The organism is Pseudomonas sp. WS 5078 (assembly GCF_012985745.1).
In the GTDB taxonomy this organism is placed as follows: Bacteria; Pseudomonadota; Gammaproteobacteria; order Pseudomonadales; family Pseudomonadaceae; genus Aquipseudomonas; species Aquipseudomonas lundensis_A.
Genome location: NZ_JAAQWX010000001.1, coordinates 656500 through 675483 on the forward strand (window position 1 = coordinate 656500; position 18984 = coordinate 675483).

19 protein-coding genes are annotated in these 18984 nt (G+C 58.7%); 7 read left to right on the forward strand and 12 right to left on the reverse strand.

Annotated elements, in window-relative coordinates:
• Window positions 1–472 precede the first annotated feature (472 nt).
• From HBN68_RS03020 to HBN68_RS03030, 3 genes are read right to left on the reverse strand one after another with little or no spacing between them, the layout of a single operon-like run.
• Window positions 473–1153, reverse strand: coding sequence for a GNAT family protein (locus HBN68_RS03020; protein WP_169962503.1), 681 nt, complete (start codon window positions 1151–1153; stop codon window positions 473–475).
• Window positions 1154–1167: 14 nt separating this feature from the next.
• Window positions 1168–1620 carry a GNAT family N-acetyltransferase gene (locus tag HBN68_RS03025; protein ID WP_169962505.1) on the reverse strand — a complete coding sequence of 151 codons (453 nt, stop codon included), beginning with the start codon at window positions 1618–1620 and terminating at the stop codon, window positions 1168–1170.
• Between the two features lie 4 nt (window positions 1621–1624).
• Window positions 1625–2254, reverse strand: coding sequence for an FMN-binding negative transcriptional regulator (locus HBN68_RS03030; RefSeq protein WP_169962509.1), 630 nt, complete (start codon window positions 2252–2254; stop codon window positions 1625–1627).
• 89 nt (window positions 2255–2343) lie between these two features.
• Here HBN68_RS03030 and HBN68_RS03035 point away from each other — a divergent pair, with 89 nt between their 5' ends.
• Window positions 2344–3891, forward strand: a complete 1548-nt coding sequence (locus HBN68_RS03035; protein ID WP_169962511.1) for a PLP-dependent aminotransferase family protein — start codon at window positions 2344–2346, stop codon at window positions 3889–3891.
• 46 nt (window positions 3892–3937) lie between these two features.
• Here HBN68_RS03035 and HBN68_RS03040 read toward each other — a convergent pair whose 3' ends face one another.
• From HBN68_RS03040 to HBN68_RS03060, 5 genes are all read right to left on the reverse strand, one after another.
• Window positions 3938–5038, reverse strand: coding sequence for a polyamine ABC transporter substrate-binding protein (locus HBN68_RS03040; RefSeq protein WP_169962513.1), 1101 nt, complete (start codon window positions 5036–5038; stop codon window positions 3938–3940).
• 13 nt (window positions 5039–5051) lie between these two features.
• Window positions 5052–6083, reverse strand: a complete 1032-nt coding sequence (locus HBN68_RS03045) for a histone deacetylase family protein (protein WP_169962515.1) — start codon at window positions 6081–6083, stop codon at window positions 5052–5054.
• A gap of 183 nt (window positions 6084–6266) precedes the next feature.
• On the reverse strand, window positions 6267–7259 hold the full coding sequence (locus HBN68_RS03050; protein WP_169962517.1) for an AraC family transcriptional regulator: 993 nt from the start codon (window positions 7257–7259) through the stop codon (window positions 6267–6269).
• A 68-nt stretch (window positions 7260–7327) separates the two neighbouring features.
• Entirely contained in the window at window positions 7328–8332 is a 1005-nt protein-coding gene (locus HBN68_RS03055; protein WP_094994106.1) for an asparaginase, read from the reverse strand.
• A 56-nt stretch (window positions 8333–8388) separates the two neighbouring features.
• Window positions 8389–9810 (reverse strand): alanine/glycine:cation symporter family protein, encoded by a 1422-nt coding sequence (locus HBN68_RS03060; protein ID WP_094994107.1) that lies wholly within the window; start codon window positions 9808–9810, stop codon window positions 8389–8391.
• A 772-nt stretch (window positions 9811–10582) separates the two neighbouring features.
• Here HBN68_RS03060 and HBN68_RS03065 point away from each other — a divergent pair.
• On the forward strand, window positions 10583–10933 hold the full coding sequence (locus tag HBN68_RS03065; protein WP_169962519.1) for a DUF3077 domain-containing protein: 351 nt from the start codon (window positions 10583–10585) through the stop codon (window positions 10931–10933).
• Window positions 10934–11083: 150 nt separating this feature from the next.
• On the opposite strand, the gene aspA is transcribed toward HBN68_RS03065, so the two are convergent.
• The gene (aspA, locus tag HBN68_RS03070; RefSeq protein WP_094994109.1) at window positions 11084–12508 is read right to left on the reverse strand and encodes an aspartate ammonia-lyase; all 1425 of its coding nucleotides are present in this window, start codon (window positions 12506–12508) and stop codon (window positions 11084–11086) included.
• Window positions 12509–12687: 179 nt separating this feature from the next.
• Here aspA and HBN68_RS03075 point away from each other — a divergent pair, with 179 nt between their 5' ends.
• Complete coding sequence (locus HBN68_RS03075; protein WP_094994110.1) at window positions 12688–13599, forward strand: LysR substrate-binding domain-containing protein; 912 nt, start codon at window positions 12688–12690, stop codon at window positions 13597–13599.
• 82 nt (window positions 13600–13681) lie between these two features.
• On the opposite strand, the gene HBN68_RS03080 is transcribed toward HBN68_RS03075, so the two are convergent.
• The gene (locus tag HBN68_RS03080; RefSeq protein ID WP_169962521.1) at window positions 13682–14233 is read right to left on the reverse strand and encodes a reprolysin-like metallopeptidase; all 552 of its coding nucleotides are present in this window, start codon (window positions 14231–14233) and stop codon (window positions 13682–13684) included.
• 432 nt (window positions 14234–14665) lie between these two features.
• On the opposite strand from HBN68_RS03080, the gene purE reads away from it, so the two are divergent.
• From purE to HBN68_RS03100, 4 genes are all read left to right on the forward strand, one after another.
• On the forward strand, window positions 14666–15157 hold the full coding sequence (gene purE, locus HBN68_RS03085; RefSeq protein ID WP_047279087.1) for a 5-(carboxyamino)imidazole ribonucleotide mutase: 492 nt from the start codon (window positions 14666–14668) through the stop codon (window positions 15155–15157).
• 11 nt (window positions 15158–15168) lie between these two features.
• Window positions 15169–16254 (forward strand): 5-(carboxyamino)imidazole ribonucleotide synthase, encoded by a 1086-nt coding sequence (locus tag HBN68_RS03090; protein WP_094994112.1) that lies wholly within the window; start codon window positions 15169–15171, stop codon window positions 16252–16254.
• Between the two features lie 106 nt (window positions 16255–16360).
• Window positions 16361–16609, forward strand: a complete 249-nt coding sequence (locus HBN68_RS03095; protein WP_094994113.1) for a GlsB/YeaQ/YmgE family stress response membrane protein — start codon at window positions 16361–16363, stop codon at window positions 16607–16609.
• An 81-nt stretch (window positions 16610–16690) separates the two neighbouring features.
• Window positions 16691–17227 (forward strand): DUF3299 domain-containing protein, encoded by a 537-nt coding sequence (locus tag HBN68_RS03100; protein WP_169962523.1) that lies wholly within the window; start codon window positions 16691–16693, stop codon window positions 17225–17227.
• Between the two features lie 72 nt (window positions 17228–17299).
• Here HBN68_RS03100 and HBN68_RS03105 read toward each other — a convergent pair whose 3' ends face one another.
• The gene (locus HBN68_RS03105; RefSeq protein WP_169962525.1) at window positions 17300–18208 is read right to left on the reverse strand and encodes a D-hexose-6-phosphate mutarotase; all 909 of its coding nucleotides are present in this window, start codon (window positions 18206–18208) and stop codon (window positions 17300–17302) included.
• Window positions 18209–18264: 56 nt separating this feature from the next.
• Complete coding sequence (locus HBN68_RS03110) at window positions 18265–18666, reverse strand: acyl-CoA thioesterase (RefSeq protein WP_003438129.1); 402 nt, start codon at window positions 18664–18666, stop codon at window positions 18265–18267.
• Between the last annotated feature and the right edge of the window lie 318 nt (window positions 18667–18984).

Consider the following 18984-nt stretch of genomic DNA (forward strand, 5'->3'; position numbering starts at 1 on the left):
CGCCCTTGGGGTTTGAGTAAAGCGACCGAACCCCGCCGTGGCGCCAGAATCCGTCACCTGGATACCCGCTTGGGTGGGTAGCACCTTGGTCGCGGCTGCGGTTGGAGGTTTGTCGGGCCAATTAATGTTGCACTCGCCGCAATGGTCCGATGGGTCATCAGAAAGTCTGCTCGAAGAGGGTTCATCACTACGCCTCTCAGGGTTGCAGGCAGCGGCAGTCTGCAACGGTGGTTAAAACGTACATTGAGTAAATACCTGTTCGAGCAGTACATCGACAGTCTGTTTTATTAACGTTAAGTCATTGCGCGGGTTTAATTTATTTAAAGAAGCGTCTTACATCGATGCGTAATAAGTAGCGTTATTTATTGATGATAAAACGCGAAAGTTGCCGTGTAGTTGTAGGGGATTCTCCAAGTTGGCGATTGAAAGGTAAGGCATGTTGTCGAGGTGAGATGCCTGTTCTGATCATTTTTTATACAGTCATTGCCCTGCAGGCTTCCAGTGTCTTGATTTGGCCGCTTTCTGGCTGGTTATCACGTGCCAGCCATTTTTCAAAGCCGGTGGCGATAGCGGGCCATTCCGTACTGATTATGCTGTACCACGTGGTATCCCTGTTTTTGCCTTTAACTACCATATGCTGGCGAAAAACACCTTCTAATGTGTAACCCAATCGTACTGCAGTACGTTTGGATCGCGCGTTGTCGTTGTTGCATTTCCACTCCAACCGACGATTGCCCAAGTTGAAGGCTTCTCTGGCCAGCAGGTAGACGGCTTCGGTGCTTTTGGGCGAGCGCTGCATGGGTGCGCCAAATGCCACATGGCCAATCTCGATGCGCCCGTGCTCCGGCACGATACACATCAGGCTGAGCAGGCCCTGGGCCTGTTCAGCGGCGCTGTCGATGACTGCATAAAAATGCGGGTCGCGGCTGGCGGCGTTTTTTGTCAGCCATTCATCAAATGCAGAGCGTTCGCTGAAAGGTCCATAAGGCAAGTAATCCCACAGCTTGGGATCACTCGCTGGTCCCTGTAAGGCTAGCCACAAATCGTCGCTATGCCGGGTCGGATCGAGTTTTTCGAGGCGAATGTAAATCCCCTCAAGGGTTCTGCTATCCGGGGCTGCGGCCGGTTGCCAGTGTTGTAGAGATTCGGACATGGCGCGTTCCTTGATTACGACAAAACGTTACGAAATTGAATGAAGCCGGGACGATCTGCGATGCGTTCATACAGGCGAATCGCCGTGGCATTGGTTTCCTGCGTCAGCCAATGCACTTTGGCGCAATCAAGGGCGCGGGCGTGGGCATAAACGTGCTCGATCAACTGGCGTCCTACCCCGGTGCCCCGCAGCTGCGGGCTGACATACAGGTCTTGCAGGTAACAGGAATTACCCACGCTCCAGTTAGAGCGATGAATGACCGTCTGCACCATGCCCACTGCCTCATCACCTTGCCAGGCAAGGGCCAGATGGGTGGGTTCGGACGGGTCCATGAAGCGCTGCCATGTGCTCTCGCTCACTTCGTCGCCCAGCGTGGTGTTGTAGAACGTCAGGTACGCCTGCCAGAGCGGCATCCAGGCGTCACGATCGGCCGCCGTGGCGGGTTTGATTTGAATGGACTGAGTCATGGGGCTATTCCTTGGTGATTAAATGAGCGAGTGCGTGGTCTTGCGGGTTATTACTGGCCAAAAGGCCGTCGCGCACGCCCGCCTGATCGGCAGCGCTGCGGTTTTGGCTGAGTTTGCGTTGGCCGATGAGGCGGCTGATGGGCAGGCTGAAACCGACAATCGCCTTGAGCAGGCTGTCGATGTAGTCGCGCGGTGCGTCACTGACCGCCCACGGTTGGGGTCGATTGGCCTCATGGCGCTCGCTTAACCGGGTGACCACGCGCAACAGGCCTGGGCCGTCATCAAAAACAGTGGCCTTGCCGTAAGCATGAACGGCGACGTAGTCCCATGTCGGCACGGCTTTCCCGTGATCGGCTTTGCTGGGGTAGAAGGTCGGGCTGATGTAAGCCTGTTCACCCGCAAAAATGACCATTGCTTCAGCACCCTCGGCCAAGGCGCGCCATTGCGCATTGGCGCGCGCCAAGTGGCCATAGAGCGTGCCGTGGCTGCCTTCATCAGGGCTTAGCAATAAGGGGATGTGACTCGCTGCCAGACCTTGCTCGCCTTGGGTGACGAGCACGGGTAGCGGAGTTGCCAGGATTTGGGCATGCAAACGTTCGAGGTCGTTTTCTGCAAAGGCGCGGGGTACGTACATGGAAGATTTCCTTGGCGAATGCCTGCATCCTAGGCAGGCTATTGGCTTGTTGTAAGAGCCACTCCCGGTCAATTTCGTAGGTCCAATTTATGTCGGATTCAGCGCTGTCCATCGCTTTCAACCCTGCGGGTATCCAGCTTGACCCCAAAAAGGGGCTGAGCCGACAGCTGTATCACGCGTTGCGTGAGCGCGTGCTGGACGGTCGGCTGAGTAGCGGCGCGCGTTTGCCCGCCAGTCGCGATCTGGCTGCAGCGCTGGGCATTTCACGCAATAGCGTGGTGCGCGCCTACGATCAGCTGTACGCCGAAGGCTTTATCGAGGGACGCATCGGGGACGGCACGTACGTGGCGCAGTTACCCGATAAATCGGCCTTGCCGAAAAAGTTGTCCACCAACTTGTCCATAGGGTTTTCAACAGGCTTACCCACAGGTTTATCCACAAAAATCCCCGTTTTACCTGTGATTACATCCAGTAAAGTTATCCACAGCAGTGCTTTGCACAAGGTAGCCAGGCACTCATTGGACTTGCCGCCGAGTGGTCCCCCGCGGGCTTTTAGGGTGGGCGTTCCGGCCTTTGACTTATTCCCTTTTGATGTGTGGAGCAAGCTGCAAGCGGGTTTCTGGCGAAAACCGGATTTACAACAACTGTGCTACGGCGACCCGGCGGGGGATGCGCGATTACGTGGGCTAATCGCAGCGTACTTACGGGCTTCACGGGGATTATCCTGCACAGCTGAACAAATTTTGATCACCTGCGGCGCGCAACAGGGAATTAGCCTTTGTGCACAGTTGCTGGTGGAGCCCGGCGAAGGCGTGGCTGTGGAAAACCCGGGCTACCACGCTGCCGCGCAAGCGTTTGCGATTGCAGGGGCGCAGGTGCTGGGCGTGCCGGTCGATCAAGAGGGCATGCGCTGCGACTTGTTGGCGAGGCTGGCCAATTGCCGTTTGGCGTATGTCACGCCTTCTCACCAGTACCCTTCAGGTGTGACCCTGAGCCTGGCGAGGCGCCTGGAGCTACTCGATTGGGCCGAGCACACCCAAGGCTGGATCGTCGAAGACGACTACGACGGCGAGTACCGTTACAGCGGGGCACCACTGTCGCCACTGGCGGCGCTGGATCGTCAAGGGCGAGTGATCTATGTAGGCACCTTCGGCAAGGTGGCGTTTCCGGCGCTGCGTTTAGGGTATTTGGTGCTGCCCAACGCCCTGATCGAGCCTTTCGCTCAGCGTCGTTCGTTGGATATGCGTCACTCGGAGGTCAGTACTCAGGCCGTGATGGCTGAGTTCATGGCCAGCGGGCACTTTCAGCGTCATATCAGGCGCATGCGCCGTGCTGCCATCAGTCGGCGCAATGCGTTGATGGCGCATTGGCCGCAGGGGGTGGAAGGCTTGGGAGATTTACCGGCGATTGCAGCAGGCCTGCACGTGACCGTGGCGGTCAGTAGCCTTGAGCGCGAGCAAGCCCTGTTGGCGCAAGCCAATGAGGTGGGTGTGGAAATCAACGGCTTGAGCCGCTACTGGCTGCATCACTCCACCGAGCCTGTGGATAACCGTGCCGGGCTGGTGCTCGGGTTCGCAGCCGTGCCCGAAGCGGATATCAAATCCGCGTTAGCGCGGCTCAGCCGCGTGTGGCGATAAAGCCCTGTCGCCGCTGGCGCTGGTCGCGCCAGCGGCGCCGGTCGACTCAGGTGCCCGACTTGATTTTGGTCCAGGCCCGCGTGCGGGCGCGTTCGGCTTCACGGGGCAGTGGGGTCAGGGTGTACAGCGTTGTCATTGCCGCTTCAGTCGGGTACAGGTTCGGGTTGTTGCGGATGCTCGGGGCCACGAGGTCGGTCGCATCTTTGTTCGGGTTGGGGTACCCGACAAAATCACTGATTGGCGCAATGACCTTGGGTTGTAGCAAGTAGTTGATGAAGGTGTAGGCGTCTTCTTTATCTTTAGCGCCTTTGGGGATCGCAAGCATGTCGAACCAGATCGGGGCGCCCTCTTTAGGTAAGCGCATGTCCACGGTCACGCCGTTGTTGGCTTCTTTCGCCCGGTTGGCCGCTTGGGAGAAACTGCCTGAATAACCCACCGCCACGCAGATGTCGCCATTGGCGATGTCGGCCATGTACTTGGATGAGTGGAAATACGTGACATAAGGCCGAATCTTCAACAGCAGCGCTTCAGCTTTGGCGTAGTCCTTTGGGTTGGTGCTGTTGGGATCAAGCCCCAAATGTTGCAGCGCCAGCGGCAAAATTTCCGACGGAGAATCCAGTAACGCCACACCGCATTGTTTGAGTTTGCTGATGTTCTCTTCGTTGAAAATCAGATCCCAGCTGTCCACAGGCGCATTGTCACCCAGTGCGGCTTTGACTTTGTCCGGGTTGAACCCGATCAAGATAGTGCCGTACATGTACGGCACCGCGAACTGGTTGCCGGGGTCGTTGGCTTCGATCAGCTTCATCAACTTGGGATCAAGGTGGTTCCAGTTCGGCAGCTTGCTGCGATCCAGGGGCTGAAACACGCCCGCCTCGATTTGCTTGGCCAGAAACACATTCGACGGCACCACCACGTCATAGCCTGAGTTGCCGGTGAGCAGCTTGGCTTCTAGCGCTTCGTTAGTATCGAAAATGTCGTAGATGAGCTTCACGTTGGTGTCTTTTTTGAAATCCACCAAAGTTTGCGGGGTGATGTAGTCGAACCAGTTGTAAACCCGCAACGTGCGGTCTTCGGCATGCACGGCGGCGCTTGCCAGTGCCGCAGCACACAGCGCGGGAGTGAATAAACGCGTAAGAGCTTTCATTGTTGTTAGGTCCTTATTGAGCGCTCAAAAAGCCTTCAAGTACGTTGACGGCATTGACGCCAATCTCTTCTACCGCGTACCCACCTTCCATCACAAACAACGTAGGCTTGCCCAGGCGCGCAATGCGTTCGCCCATGCGCAGGTAGTCCGGGCTGTCGAGCTTGAACTGGGAAATCGGGTCGTTTTTGAACGTGTCCACGCCCAACGAAATCACCAGCACCTCGGCGTCGTAACGCTCGATTTCAGCACACGCCTCTTCCAGGGCGGCGCTCCAGCGATCCCAGGCCGAACCGGCGGCCAGCGGATAGTTGAAGTTGAAACCTTCGCCCGCGCCTTCACCCCGTTCATCTTCGTAGCCCAGAAAGAACGGAAACTCGGCTTCGGGGTGACCGTGAATCGAGGTGAACAACACGTCGTTGCGTGCATAGAAAATCGACTGCGTTCCGTTGCCGTGGTGGTAGTCCACGTCAAGGATGGCTACTTTGCTGCGGCCCTGATCGAGGAATGCCTGCGCCGCAATGGCTGCGTTATTGAGGTAGCAATAACCGCCCATCAAATCGCTGGCGGCGTGATGACCCGGCGGCCTGCACAACGCGAAAGCGCTGTGAGCGCCACGCTGAATTTCTGCTTGTGCTGTAAGCGCCACTTGCGCGGCGCTGTAAGCCGCTTGCCACGTGCCCGCTGTAATTGGCGCGCCGCCATCGAAGCTGTAATAACCCAATTGCCCATGCAGGCTCGTGGGAATGACCGCGCGTAAGGTGCGGGCAGGCCAGGTGTAGGGCAACAAGTCGCCGTCGCGCCCGTGCTCGGTCCAGCGCTCCCACGCGCCCTGGAAAAAATCCAGATAGGCCGGGGTATGAATGCGTTCGATGGGCACGCGGCCAAAATCGCGCGGGGCCTGCACCGGGCCCAGTTCACGGGTTTGAACCCGTTGCAGAATGTGATCGGCACGTGAGGGCATTTCGAAGCAAGGCATCAGTTGCCCGTCCATCAACTCGCAACGGCCGTGATGCAGGTGGTGATCATCTGAATAGATCGTCAGCATTTTTCTTATTCTCCGCAGGCTTGATCGGTGACCTACAGTCTTGCGGCCTCGGACGTTTCAGAGAACGGCAGGAGCGGCCAAAAGGGGATGGATATGGCCAAAATGACTGACCTGAATTCGCCCCTTTTCGGCGCGGGTGTGCGCCATTTTCAGGCATAAAAAACAGACGACAGGGTGGTGGGGTTAGGCGCGAAACTGGCTGGGTGAGACACCGCTCCAGCGCACGAACGCGTGGCGAAAGCTGGCGGTTTCGCTAAACCCCAGGTTCTCGGCAATCCGGTAGATCGGCCATTCGGTCTCATTGAGCAGCAGTTTGGCGCGCTCAAAGCGCAGGTCGTCGAGCAGCGTTTGATAGCTGCACCCCATGTCGTGCAAGTGGCGACGCAACGTACGCGGCGAGCAGTTCATTTGTTCGGCCAAGCCCTCCAGCCCCGGGGCGGCATGCAGTTGTGCAGCCAACAGCTGGCGGATGCGATCCAGCCACGACTGGCGGCCCGTGAACTCCAGGTTCTGTTTGCGGCAGCGCTCGGCCATCGCTTGATGGGTCACGGCATCGGCCAGCGGCAAGGGTTCATCGAGCCAGCGCGGGTCGAAGCCGAACGCGTTGTCACAGGCTTGGAAGGCGTGTGGGCAGTCAAAGCTGTGCGCGTAGTGGGCGTAATAGTCCGGGGCGGGGTGAGCGAAGCGTGCGCTCGCGAGGGGAAGCGGACGGCCTAATAAATCCTCGCAAATGACTTTGAGCGACGTCAGGCACAGCTCGGCGTTGAATACAGCCAAGTGCGGGCTTTCGCGATAACCGGTTGCGCAGAACCAGACGACCTCGTCTTCAACGTTCAGGCTCAGTTCAAAAAGTGTTCCCAGCAGCGCCGGGTAGCGCAAAGCCAAGCGTAAAGCGTCACCTAAGGTGGCACTGGTGAGTAAGGCGTAACCCAGCATGCCGTAGGACGACACGTGCATACGTTGACCCAATTCCAGACCGATTTCGCGGCGAATGGCCACGGCGTTGGCGCACACGCGCATTTCCTGATTGGTGGTGATGCGCGTGTCGGCGCGGCTCAAATCGGCGGCGCGTATACCGCTGCCGGCCAATAGCGCTTCACTGGACAAGCCTTCGGCCCTGAAGGTGCTGAGCACCAACGAAACCGCGTTCAGGGTGGTGAGATGGGAGTGCAGCATGCTCGCTTCCAGCGGGAGGATGCTGGAAGGGAGCAAGTTGTGTGCCGGATAACGATGTGATGAGGGCGTTACACCAGCTCCCCGCACACATCGAGTTCAATCAGGCGGCGCACTTCGGTCAATGGCAGGTCGGCACCCAGCAAGGCATGGAGCTTGCCAAACACCGCTTCGCGGGTCATGCCGCCACCTGAGAGCACACCCGCCTCACGTAGGCGGCTACCGGCTTCGTACACGTCCAGCTCCACACCGCCTTCATGGCATTGAGTGATGGCGACAATCACGATGCCGTTTTCCTGCGCCCGTTGCAGGCTGGCGAGGAAAGCCGGGTCGTCACTGGGGCCTGTGCCGCTGCCGAAACACTCCAGTACCAGGGCTTCGATGCCGCTGTTGAGCAGCGCATCGAGTTGCGGCGCGCCAATGCCCGGCACCAGTGGCAGAACGCCCACGTTGGCCATGTGCTTGGGCCGGGTGTAGAGCAGCTCGCCGGGTATGTAATCCGCCGGGGTGCCACCGCCGTTGCGGGTGAGCGTCACGAACGGGTTGCGCCCGAAGCTGCGCACTTTGGCGCAACGGGTGGGCGCCATCAGTTGGCCATGGAAGTACAGCTGAACCCCGTGTGGTTGGCCTTGGCTCAATGCTGACAACGCGCCGCTGACGTTTTCCCACGCGTCGCTGTCAGGCACGCCCGCGGGCAGCATGGAGCCGGTGAACAGTACCGAAGCTGGCAGGCCGATCAGTTGAAAGCTCATTGCCGCCGCGCTGTAGGCCAGTGTGTCTGTGCCATGCAGGACCAGGACGGCGTCGCAGCCTTCCTGCTCGATTGCCGCAATGATCGCGGCACTCAGGCGCAGCCAGTAGGCGGGGGTCATGTTGGCGCTGTCGATCAGCGGGCTCATTTCGCGAAAGCACCATTGCGGCACGTTCAAGTCGGGCTGGCTGGCGAGAAACTCGCCCATGCGCGCTTCAAAACCCGAGGCGGGCGCAAGGCCGTTGGCGCTGGCTTGCATGCCGATGGTGCCGCCGGTGTAGAGCACCATCACGCGTTCGGCAGGGTAGGAAGTGGCAGCAGTCATGTGTAGTCCCCATAAGCAAAAACGCGGCGGTTCTGTTCAGAACCGCCGCGTCAGTGTCAGCGTTTTGTGTCTTCGACCTTGGCGGCCGGTGTCGGCGGCCAGGCCTTCAAGTCCAGGTCCAGGTCCGGGAATTTACTGGAATCGAACACCGGTGTCTTGATCCCGGCGCGACGTTGGTCGTCGTAGTCCTTGAGCACGCGCATACAAATTTTGAACAGCATGGCCAAGGCAATCAGGTTCACGAACGCCAGCATGGTCATGGTGATGTCAGCGAAGGCGAAGACCGTTTGCAGGTTTTCAATCGAGCCCCAGAAGATCAACACCAGCACCAGTGCGCGGTAGCCCATCAGTGCCTTGCGGTTTTCACCGACCAGGAAACGCAGGTTGTTCTCGCCCAGGTAGTAGTTGTAAAGCATCGAGGTGAACACGAACAACGCCAGGGCCACGCTGATAAAAATGCGGCCCCATTCACCGACAACAGCGGCCAGCGAGTTTTGGGTCAGGGCAATGCCGTCGCCTTCAAAGCCCGGCGTGTAAAAGCCCGACAGCAAAATCAGCAGCGCTGTACAGGTGCAGATGACAAAGGTGTCGAGGAACACGCTGAATGCTTGCACCACGCCCTGCGCGATCGGGTGCTCAACGTCTGCCACTGCGGCCACGTTCGGAGCGCTGCCCAAGCCTGCTTCGTTGGCGAATACGCCACGTTTGACACCCATCACAATCGCGCTGCCGATCAGGCCGCCAAACACCGGGTCCATGCCGAAGGCGCTTTTGACAATGTGGCCGAGCATGGCTGGCACTTGGTCAAACTGCAGCACGATCACGTACAGGGTCACGGCGATGTAGGCGAGGGTTTTGACCGGCACCAGCAGGTCGGCCACCGAGGCGATGCGTTTGATACCGCCGATGAACACCAGGCCCAGCAGCACGGCGATGGCGAAACCGGTGTAGTTAACCTCAAAACCGAAAGCGTCTTGCAGCGAGTGCGTCACGGCGTGGGCTTGCAGGCCCATGAAGGCAAAGCCGAAGGTGATCAGCAATAACACCGCCATCAGTTTGCCCATCCAGGCTTTGCCCAACCCGTGCTTCATATAGAAGGAAGGACCGCCCCGCAGTTGGCCTTCGGCATCGCGGCGTTTGTACAGTTGGCCCAAAGAGCATTCGATCAGGCTGCTGGACATGCCGACCAGCGCGGTCACCCACATCCAGAACACGGCGCCGGGGCCGCCGAGGGTCACGGCAATGCCGACGCCCGCGATGTTGCCCGCGCCCACACGGCCCGCAAGGCTCAGCATCAATGCCTGAAACGAGCTCAGTTGACCGGCGCTGCTGCGCAAGCTGTCTTTGAACACCGCAAACATGTGCAGGAAGTAACGAAACTGAACGAAACGCGAGCGGATCGTGAAGTAGCCACCGAGCCCAACCATGAGCACGATTAGCACTTTCCCTGAGAGGAAGTCATTGATGACTTCAAGCATGGATTATTCCTCGCTGTTTTTATCTGATGGCAATACGGCCGGATCGAAATATCGCGTTACACCCGTGTGTGCAGGGCAAAAACGTAGGCGATCAAGGCGACCCTGGCCATGTTGCTGCTTGGTTTACGATGCTGTTTGCGCAGTGCCGCTGGCCGCTGTTGCGGGGCCGATGCATGGCAAGAGGGCGGGCACTATACCTAGGCGCAGTGGAAGCGTCTGCATAAGCCATTGATTTTTCATGTGCACACGTCTGAAAAGTGCTGTTTTGGTGTAGGAATTAACCTTGATTCCGGGGGGGGCCAGCACGTGCCGATATCACTGCGTGGCAGTGGCTGAAAATCGGATGGACGGGCGCCTTGCCCTCGATCGTTGCTGCAAGCCGCACCCTGTTCTTAGGCAGGAGCTCAACGCCACGGACGATGGGCTGCGAACCGCTAAAAAACAGGGTTTTCGTATGACGCTTCCCTTTCAATCCGCAGAAACTTCCTTGAAAATCCCGTTCGCTTGCGCCTGCCAATATCGGGGTCTAGTCTCGGCCCATCGCTGCACACTCAGCGGTCGGGTTTAGTCGCCCGGTATGAAACCAGGCGCAAGGCGCCACCTCCGCGAGGCGTTTTTTTTTCGGCCTCTCGTTTTATGGTGGCCGTGCGCAGGGCGCCTTCGAGCGCGCCGGGTTCCTGGTTTCTCCGGTCGACTAACCTGCGTACGGCTGCCACCCATTCGTTTAGTCGCGACAGGTGACAGCTCCTTTATTGAAACCAGGAGTGATGTCATGAAAAAAATTGTTCCAGATCCCCCTTCGTCCATCCTGCCGGATGCGGCCCAGTGCCTTTCTCCGTCACTTGACCGTGCAGCCGCCGAACGCGCGCTCAATTACTACCTTGACGACCATCAGCCTGCTCGCCCCGTGGGGACGGCCACGTATGCCATCCCGGACAGTGTCAATTTAGAAGCGGCCTTGGCCCAGGCGTCAGACTTGTTGCGCTGCATGGGGGCAACGGCGAGCGAGGCGGGGAATGGATTGAACGGGTCGCCGCGTGATGTGGTGTTGTCGATTGTGTATCTGGCGGAGCTGGCCAAGGCGTACGTCGACAAATCGCTGGACTGTCTGGTGACGCACTAAGCCGCACGCGCCTGCTTGGCGACAGGCGCGTCAAACCCCTTATGGCGTGCAACGATCCGCGAGCAAAAAAAAAGGACCTGCAGATAAATCTGCAAGTCCTCAAAAGGTGAGAGGTGTCTAGTCCCTCGACCTGGTGATCGTGTTACCGCATCAGGCCTTCAGAGGCACCAGACGCGGAGCAATCATGTTTTCCGGGCGCAGGATGTCGTCGAGCATGGCGTCGTCGAGCAAGCCTTCTTCACGCACCAGTTCCAGCACGCCGCGGCCGCTTTCAAGGGCGATGCGGGCGATGCGGGTGGCGTTTTCATAGCCGATGTACGGGTTCAGTGCGGTCACCAGGCCGATCGAATGTTCGACCAGTTCGCGGCAACGCGCTTCGTTGGCGGTGATGCCGACGATGCAGTGTTCGCGCAGCATGTCCATGGCACGTTGCAGCAAGCGGATCGAGTCGAAGATCTTGAAGGCGATCAACGGCTCCATCACGTTCAATTGCAGTTGGCCACCTTCGGCGGCGATGGTCAGTGCCAAGTCGTTACCGATGATCTGGAACGCCACCTGGTTAACGGCTTCCGGGATAACCGGGTTGACCTTGCCGGGCATGATCGAGCTGCCGGGCTGACGCGCTGGCAGGTTGATTTCATTGATACCGGTACGTGGGCCGCTGGACAGCAGGCGAAGGTCGTTGCAGATCTTCGACAGCTTGACCGCTGTACGCTTGAGCATGCCGGAGAACAGTACGAACGCGCCCATGTCGGAGGTGGCTTCGATCAGGTCGGCAGCCGGAACCAGTGGGTGACCGCTGATGGTGGCCAGACGGGTCACGGCCAGGTGCTGGTAGCGCGGGTCGGCGTTGATGCCCGTGCCAATCGCGGTACCGCCCAGGTTCACTTCGGTCAGCAGCTCTGGCGCCAGTGTCTTCAAGCGTGCCAAGTCTTCGCCCAATGTGGTGGCGAATGCGTGGAATTCCTGGCCGAGGGTCATCGGCACAGCGTCTTGCAGCTGGGTACGGCCCATCTTCAGGACGTGGTTGAACTCGACGCCTTTGGCCGCGAAGGCCTGAATCAGGCTGTCGAGGCTGGCCAGCAGCGCGTCGTGACCCAACAACAGGCCCAGACGGATGGCCGTCGGGTAAGCGTCGTTGGTGGACTGCGCCATGTTGACGTCGTTGTTAGGGTGCAGGTATTGGTATTCGCCTTTCTGGTGGCCCATGGCCTCCAGCGCGATGTTGGCGATCACTTCGTTGGCATTCATGTTGGTTGAAGTGCCAGCGCCGCCTTGAATCATGTCCACCACGAACTCTTCATGGAAGTCGCCGCGTACCAGACGGGCGCAGGCTTCGCTGATGGCCGCATGCTTTGGCGCGCTCAGGTGGCCCAGTTCGCGGTTAGCATCTGCCGCGGCTTGCTTGACCATGGCCAGGGCCACAACCAACTTTGGGTAATGCGAAATCGGAACGCCGGAGAGACGGAAGTTGTTCACCGCTCGCAGGGTCTGGATGCCGTAATACGCTTGAGCGGGTACTTCGAGTACGCCAAGCAGGTCTTTTTCAGTGCGGAAAGATGCAGCGGAGGACATGATAGAAATCATCTCGATAAGGACCCGGTATAGGCCGGAACGCTGCGAATCCTAGGCTTGCGGTCTATTTTGGGCCAATGCCTTTAAACACTATCCTATGCAGAAACGGCATAATGCCGACGTGACGCGACGGGCGCGTCGAACGTGTGACCCAAATTGGTGCGCCTCGGGGAGGCTCAATGAATCTCGAAAGTAAATGGCTGGAAGACTTCAGTGCGCTGGCCGCCACCCGCAGTTTTTCTCAAGCGGCTGAGCGTCGTTTCGTGACGCAACCGGCCTTCAGTCGACGTATTCGCAGCCTCGAAGCGGCCTTGGGGCTGACGTTGGTGAATCGTTCCCGCACCCCGGTGGAGTTGACTGCGGCCGGTCAACTGTTTTTGGTCACCGCCCGTACGGTGGTCGAGCAGTTGGGCGAGGTGTTGCGCCACCTGCATCACCTTGAAGGCGGGCAGGGCGAGGTCATGCAAGTGGCTGCCGCGCACTCGCTTGCGCTGGGGTTTTTCCCGCGCTGGATCGCGCAATTGCGCAATGAAGGGCTGAACATTGCGACACGCCTTGTTGCGACTAACGTCGGAGACGCGGTGCATGCATTGCGCGAGGGCGGCTGCGATTTGATGCTGGCTTTTTACGATCCGGACGCTGCGTTGCAGATGGACCCGGAGATTTTCCCGTCGTTGCATTTAGGCAATACCGAAATGTTGCCAGTGTGCGCTGCCGATGCGGACGGCAAACCGCTGTTCGACCTGGAAGGCGATGCAAGCGTGCCCTTGCTGGCCTACAGTGCGGGGGCGTTTTTAGGGCGCTCGGTCAATTTGCTGCTGCGCCAGCGCAGCCTGCGCTTTACCACTATTTATGAAACTGCCATGGCAGATAGCCTCAAGAGCATGGCGCTAGAGGGGCTGGGCATTGCCTGGGTGCCTCATTTGAGCGTGCGCGCCGAGCTGGCGCGCGGCGAACTGGTGGTGTGTGGCGGGCCGCAATGGCACGTGCCCCTGGAGATTCGTCTGTATCGCTGTGCGTTGGTGCGCAAGGCTAACGTGCGATTGCTGTGGCGCAAGCTGGAAGGCGGGGCTACCCCTTCGGCAACGTGAAAAGGAAGGCCTGTCGAGCAGGCCTATCCGCTTATTCGACGCTTTCGTTAAAAGCCGAATGGGCAACCACGCGTGCGGGGGGTTAGGGGGCGTCTTTCAGGTAATTAACAATGTGCTCACGGTTTTGCCGGGTATAGCGATAGCAGTTTGCACGGGCTGCACTCACCTCTGGGTACACATAGGTTTCGCACGGGATACCCCAGGGGTTCCAGCCTATTTCCGCGTCTTCATGAGTCGCTGTGAAACTATGCCCTACTTCATGGGCAATCACTTGGTAGCTACTGACACTGGCAATGAGGGCGGGTTTTCGCGGGATGGCGGCCCCTAATACCTGGTCGTTAATCTTGCCATTGATCACCAGAATGTAGCGCTCGGTTTGGGTCCAGCCCAAGTTGTTGGCGTTTTTATAGGCGGCGGCCACGGCCATCCAGCGATCTGCGACCTCTTGAGCGCTTTTGGAGGTGTAGTTGAAATCAGTGACCCCCGGAATGTTTCTTAGCAAGTTGAATTTGAATGTGCGCCCTGTAATGGCAGAGATTTCGTCCGTGAAGTCTTTGAAATATTGAAGGGCGAGAACACGGTCGCTCAAGGTCACATCGTTGTGTACAAAAATATGAAACGTGATGGGCTTCATCTATAAATCCTTTTATGCATGAAGAGCGCTTTGCAGGGTGTGCTGGGCACGGTGTCATGTCGCTTGTTATCAAGCTGGCTTCATTAGTTAAGGCGTAGACGGGGGGGTTAACGACGCGTGGTGTCTGTGAGTCGACCTGCTTTTTTCGCCTGTGGGTGTAAGTTTTTTCGATTGCGTGTTGGCGTGGCCGCAGGATGCGCGGGCGTGCATGTGGCCTGACCCAAGGGTCAGTAAAACCGGGTGTTTGCACGATTTAAAAGGCTGCGGACAGATGGTCGTCAAAGGTGCTTTTAACGCACTTCTTTGGGGTATACTGCGCGGCCTTCGGCTGGCTTGACCGGCCTTAATTCCTATAACAAGCCACGTCGGATCCCCCACGTGGCTTGTTGTTTTTTGACGCGCCTGCGGGCGCCCAAGAGAAGAGGCGCGACGATGAGTGCACTGGTAGGCGTGATCATGGGCTCCAAGTCCGATTGGTCCACCCTCAGCCACACCGCCGATATGCTGGAAAAACTCGGCATTCCTTACGAAGTGAAAGTGGTCTCTGCCCACCGCACGCCGGATTTGCTGTTCCAGTATGCCGAAGAGGCCGAAGGCCGCGGAATCGAGGTCATTATTGCCGGTGCCGGTGGCGCAGCCCACTTGCCAGGCATGTGTGCGGCAAAAACCCATTTGCCTGTGCTCGGCGTGCCGGTGCAGTCATCGATGCTGTCGGGCGTCGACTCGCTGTTGTCGATCGTGCAAATGCCTGCGGGCATTCCAGTGGCGACGCTGGCCATCGGCAAGGCCGGGGCGATCAACGCCGCGTTGTTGTCCGCCAGCATCCTGGGCGCCAAGCACCCGCAGTTCCATACCGTGTTGAAAGCATTCCGTGCTGAACAGACTGACAGCGTGCTGGACAATCCAGACCCGCGCCTGGCCTGAGGTTTCTAACGATGAAAATCGGTGTAATCGGTGGCGGCCAGTTGGGTCGCATGCTGGCTCTGGCGGGCACTCCGCTGGGCATGAACTTCGCCTTCCTTGACCCTGCGCCTGACGCCTGTGCGGCGCCTTTGGGCGAGCATCTGCGTGCGGATTACGGTGATCCGGATCACCTGCGCCAGTTGGCGGACGAAGTCGATCTGGTGACCTTTGAGTTCGAAAGCGTGCCAGCCGAAACCGTGGCGTTCCTGTCGCAGTTCGTACCGGTGTACCCGAGTGCCGATGCGCTGCGCATTGCCCGTGATCGCTGGTTCGAAAAAAGCATGTTCAAGGACTTGGGTATTCCTACCCCGGCCTTTGCCGACATTCAGTCCCAGGCGGACCTGGATGCAGCGGTGGCCAGCATTGGCCTGCCAGCCGTGCTCAAAACCCGCACCCTGGGTTACGACGGCAAGGGCCAAAAAGTGCTGCGCACCCCGGCCGATGTGGTGGGTACGTTTGCCGAACTGGGCAGCGTCGCATGCTTGCTGGAAGGGTTTGTACCCTTCACGGGTGAAGTGTCGCTGATCGCCGTGCGCGGTCGTGATGGCGAAACCCGGTTCTACCCGTTGGTGCATAACACCCACGACAGCGGCATTCTCAAGCTGTCGGTTGCCAGTACCGACCACCCGCTGCAAGCGCTGGCCGAAGACTACTCCAGCCGTGTGCTCAAGCAGCTGGATTACGTGGGCGTGATGGCGTTCGAGTTCTTTGAAGTCGACGGGGGTCTCAAGGCCAACGAAATCGCGCCTCGGGTTCACAACTCGGGTCACTGGACCACCGAAGGCGCCGAATGCAGCCAGTTCGAAAACCACCTGCGTGCCATTGCTGGCCTGCCGCTGGGTTCGACGGCCAAAGTGGGCGAGAGCGCCATGCTCAACTTTATTGGTACGGTGCCTGCGGTTGAGAAGGTGGTGGCGATTGCCGATTGCCATTTGCATCACTACGGCAAGGCGTTCAAGGCGGGTCGTAAGGTGGGCCACGCCAACTTGCGCTGTGCCGACATGGCGACCCTGCAAGCGCAGATCCTGCGGGTTGAAGCGCTGATCGACGAAGCATAAACGGTACATCGGCGGGAACCATTCGGTTGCCGCCGCCCTCTGATGGCGTGATGCCAAAGTGCTGTCTAGGCTTTGGTTTAACACCATTCAAAGAGAGGGATCGTCCATGGGCATCATCGGAACCATTTTTATCGGCTTGATCGTTGGCCTGCTGGCCCGTTTCCTGAAGCCGGGCGACGACAGCATGGGCTGGATCATGACCATCCTGCTGGGTATCGGCGGTTCGTTGGCAGCTACGTACGGCGGCCAGGCGCTGGGTATCTATAAGGCGGGCGAAGGTGCCGGCTTTATCGGCGCAGTGGTCGGTGCCGTGATTCTGCTGATCATTTACGGCATGGTCTCTAAAAAGAACTGACCGGATGCGGCTTCTCTCTGCGCCAGGCGCAGAGAGGGCTAGAATGCGCGGCGTCCTACGTCTTTCTTAGTTGAGTCCGCCATGCGCCGTCTTGTAATGACCTTTCTTTTGCTGGGCGCAAGCCTGGTACACGCGGCAGACTTGCCGGAAACCGACTGGCTCGAGCTGATGCCGAAGTCGGATCAATTAGCCCTCGAACAAATGCCCGAAATCGATCATGACTCACCTGAAGCGCAGGGGACGTTTACCGATAAGGGTGGCCTGAAACAAAGCGAAGGCCTGCCAGCCGTTATGTATTCCACCAAGACAGTGGCCAGCATGAACGGCAAGACCATCCGTCTGGGCGGCTATCCGGTGCCGCTCGAAAGCGACGCGAAAGGGCGCAGCACGCTGTTTTTCCTCGTGCCTTACCCGGGTGCCTGTATCCACGTTCCGCCTCCGCCTCCCAATCAATTGGTGCTGGTGCGTTATCCAAAAGGCTTGAAGCTGGATGACATTTACACGCCGTTGTGGGTAACGGGCACGTTGAAGGTCGAAAAGGTTACCAATGACTTGGCCGATGCGGCGTATGCGCTGGACGCCGGGCAGGTGCGGGTGGTGAAGGAAGAGGATCTGTAAGGGTTCTGTAAGTCGCTGACAGGCCGCACGTGTTGATCGCGGCCTCGTGCTGATTATCAGCGGTTACAGGTGTCAGAGCGCGGTTGTGCCAATACTGACGCCCAGCGTGTGGATGGCGCCCGGCTCCAGTGTGACGACGTCGTCCATTACGTTGGCGGTTTCGATGCACAGCATGCGCTGCCAGCCGTCGGCGGCCATGTCGTTGAAACGCGCGGTCTTGTCGATCCACGGGTTCCAGATCACAGCGCTGCGTGAACCCTCGCTCTGGAGGGTGATGCGACGTTCCCATTCAGGGTCAACGATGCTCAGTGTGTCAGGGGTGTCGAGGTAGATGCGGTCGGTTTCGCCGCTGAAGGTCAAATCCCCTGACTGCTTGACGCGTTTCCAGTCATCCAAAGTTTCGATGTAGGTCAGCCCCTCCACGCCTTCGACACGCACCTGGCTTACATTGCTGACCGCAAAATAGCTGTGCAGCGCCTGGCTGATGCTCACGGCGGTGTCGCTGCGGTTATGGCTGACGAGACTCAGGTGCAGGTGGGTGTCGAGGCGGATCTTCAGGGTCAGCGTCACGTCGTGCGGCCAGCCGGGCAAGCCGCCCTCTACGTGCGGCAAGCCCAGTTCTATATGCAGCGCTTCGCCGGCGTCATCGTAATCCAGCAGTTCCCACTCTCGGGTGCGTACCAGACCATGGGCGGTGGCGGGTTCAGCGCTGGCACGCATGGCTTGCACGCTGGGCGGGTTGAGGGCCAGGTTGCCAAACCATGGCCAGCAAATCGGTACACCCGCACGAATACCTTTGCCGTGGACGAACTGCGCCTTTTCGTTCAGCCAGATCACCGGTTTGTCGTCGCCGACCTGATAGCTCAGCACCTGCGCGCCCTGTTTGGCGATCAGCAGTTGCGCTTGCCCGTGGATAAAGTGCCAGCAGTCCAGCTCGCCCAATTTCAATGAAGTGCTCGGGAGTGACGTGTGGCTGGGCATGACAGGCTCTCTTTACAGGACAAGGGCAGCAGTAGACAGGCAAAACGCCGTCAGGTTTAACGCCGTGGCGGCACCGAGCGCGTGCGGCCGCTGCCATCGATGGCGACGAACACAAATACGGCTTCGGTCACTTTGCGCCATTCGCTGGACAGCGGGTCGTCGCTCCACACTTCGACCATCATCTGGATCGAGCTGCGGCCGATTTCCAGGGCTTGGGTATAGAAGGACAGCTGGGCACCGACTGCCACTGGGACCAGAAACGCCATGCGGTCAATGGCGACGGTGGCGACACGCCCGCCTGCCACTTTGCTGGCCATGGCCGTGCCAGCGAGGTCCATCTGGGACACCAGCCAACCGCCGAAAATATCACCGAAACCATTGGTTTCGCGTGGCAGTGCAGTAATTTGCAAGGCCAGGTCGCCTTGCGGGATTGGATCTTCTTGTTCGAGCTCTAGCATGCCGAAGGGCCTCTGACCCGTGATTCATCATGTGTATTGCGGGTGAAAAAGCGTCTTTAGAAAAACGATTCAGCCCGAACATACTCCGTTCGTCACGTTCTTCCCAAGCCGCACCAAGGGGAAACAACTTCGAGGTATCGGCTGAAGGGACGCATTAGGGCGTGTCGTACAGCCACTCAAAATCCGTAGGTCGTTGCTTACGGTCCGCGAGTATATCGGTCGGCAACGCCGTCTACGACCGTCTGATTCTGCTTTTTAAAGGGGCGACACGTCTACCTCTGTGCTTTTGCAGGCAATTTGTTATCGTTCGTGACCGCC

What these genes read in the sequence shown, in the direction of transcription:
- HBN68_RS03080 (WP_169962521.1), bottom strand. Translation starts at nt 14,233, where the DNA reads ATGAAGCCCATCACGTTTCATATTTTTGTACACAACGATGTGACCTTG.
- HBN68_RS03045 (WP_169962515.1), bottom strand. Translation starts at nt 6,083, where the DNA reads ATGCTGACGATCTATTCAGATGATCACCACCTGCATCACGGCCGTTGC.
- HBN68_RS03095 (WP_094994113.1), top strand. Translation starts at nt 16,361, where the DNA reads ATGGGCATCATCGGAACCATTTTTATCGGCTTGATCGTTGGCCTGCTG.
- HBN68_RS03030 (WP_169962509.1), bottom strand. Translation starts at nt 2,254, where the DNA reads ATGTACGTACCCCGCGCCTTTGCAGAAAACGACCTCGAACGTTTGCAT.
- HBN68_RS03020 (WP_169962503.1), bottom strand. Translation starts at nt 1,153, where the DNA reads ATGTCCGAATCTCTACAACACTGGCAACCGGCCGCAGCCCCGGATAGC.
- purE (WP_047279087.1), top strand. Translation starts at nt 14,666, where the DNA reads ATGAGTGCACTGGTAGGCGTGATCATGGGCTCCAAGTCCGATTGGTCC.
- HBN68_RS03025 (WP_169962505.1), bottom strand. Translation starts at nt 1,620, where the DNA reads ATGACTCAGTCCATTCAAATCAAACCCGCCACGGCGGCCGATCGTGAC.
- HBN68_RS03035 (WP_169962511.1), top strand. Translation starts at nt 2,344, where the DNA reads ATGTCGGATTCAGCGCTGTCCATCGCTTTCAACCCTGCGGGTATCCAG.
- HBN68_RS03065 (WP_169962519.1), top strand. Translation starts at nt 10,583, where the DNA reads ATGAAAAAAATTGTTCCAGATCCCCCTTCGTCCATCCTGCCGGATGCG.
- HBN68_RS03110 (WP_003438129.1), bottom strand. Translation starts at nt 18,666, where the DNA reads ATGCTAGAGCTCGAACAAGAAGATCCAATCCCGCAAGGCGACCTGGCC.
- HBN68_RS03040 (WP_169962513.1), bottom strand. Translation starts at nt 5,038, where the DNA reads ATGAAAGCTCTTACGCGTTTATTCACTCCCGCGCTGTGTGCTGCGGCA.
- HBN68_RS03060 (WP_094994107.1), bottom strand. Translation starts at nt 9,810, where the DNA reads ATGCTTGAAGTCATCAATGACTTCCTCTCAGGGAAAGTGCTAATCGTG.
- HBN68_RS03075 (WP_094994110.1), top strand. Translation starts at nt 12,688, where the DNA reads ATGAATCTCGAAAGTAAATGGCTGGAAGACTTCAGTGCGCTGGCCGCC.
- HBN68_RS03090 (WP_094994112.1), top strand. Translation starts at nt 15,169, where the DNA reads ATGAAAATCGGTGTAATCGGTGGCGGCCAGTTGGGTCGCATGCTGGCT.
- aspA (WP_094994109.1), bottom strand. Translation starts at nt 12,508, where the DNA reads ATGTCCTCCGCTGCATCTTTCCGCACTGAAAAAGACCTGCTTGGCGTA.
- HBN68_RS03105 (WP_169962525.1), bottom strand. Translation starts at nt 18,208, where the DNA reads ATGCCCAGCCACACGTCACTCCCGAGCACTTCATTGAAATTGGGCGAG.
- HBN68_RS03050 (WP_169962517.1), bottom strand. Translation starts at nt 7,259, where the DNA reads ATGCTGCACTCCCATCTCACCACCCTGAACGCGGTTTCGTTGGTGCTC.
- HBN68_RS03055 (WP_094994106.1), bottom strand. Translation starts at nt 8,332, where the DNA reads ATGACTGCTGCCACTTCCTACCCTGCCGAACGCGTGATGGTGCTCTAC.
- HBN68_RS03100 (WP_169962523.1), top strand. Translation starts at nt 16,691, where the DNA reads ATGCGCCGTCTTGTAATGACCTTTCTTTTGCTGGGCGCAAGCCTGGTA.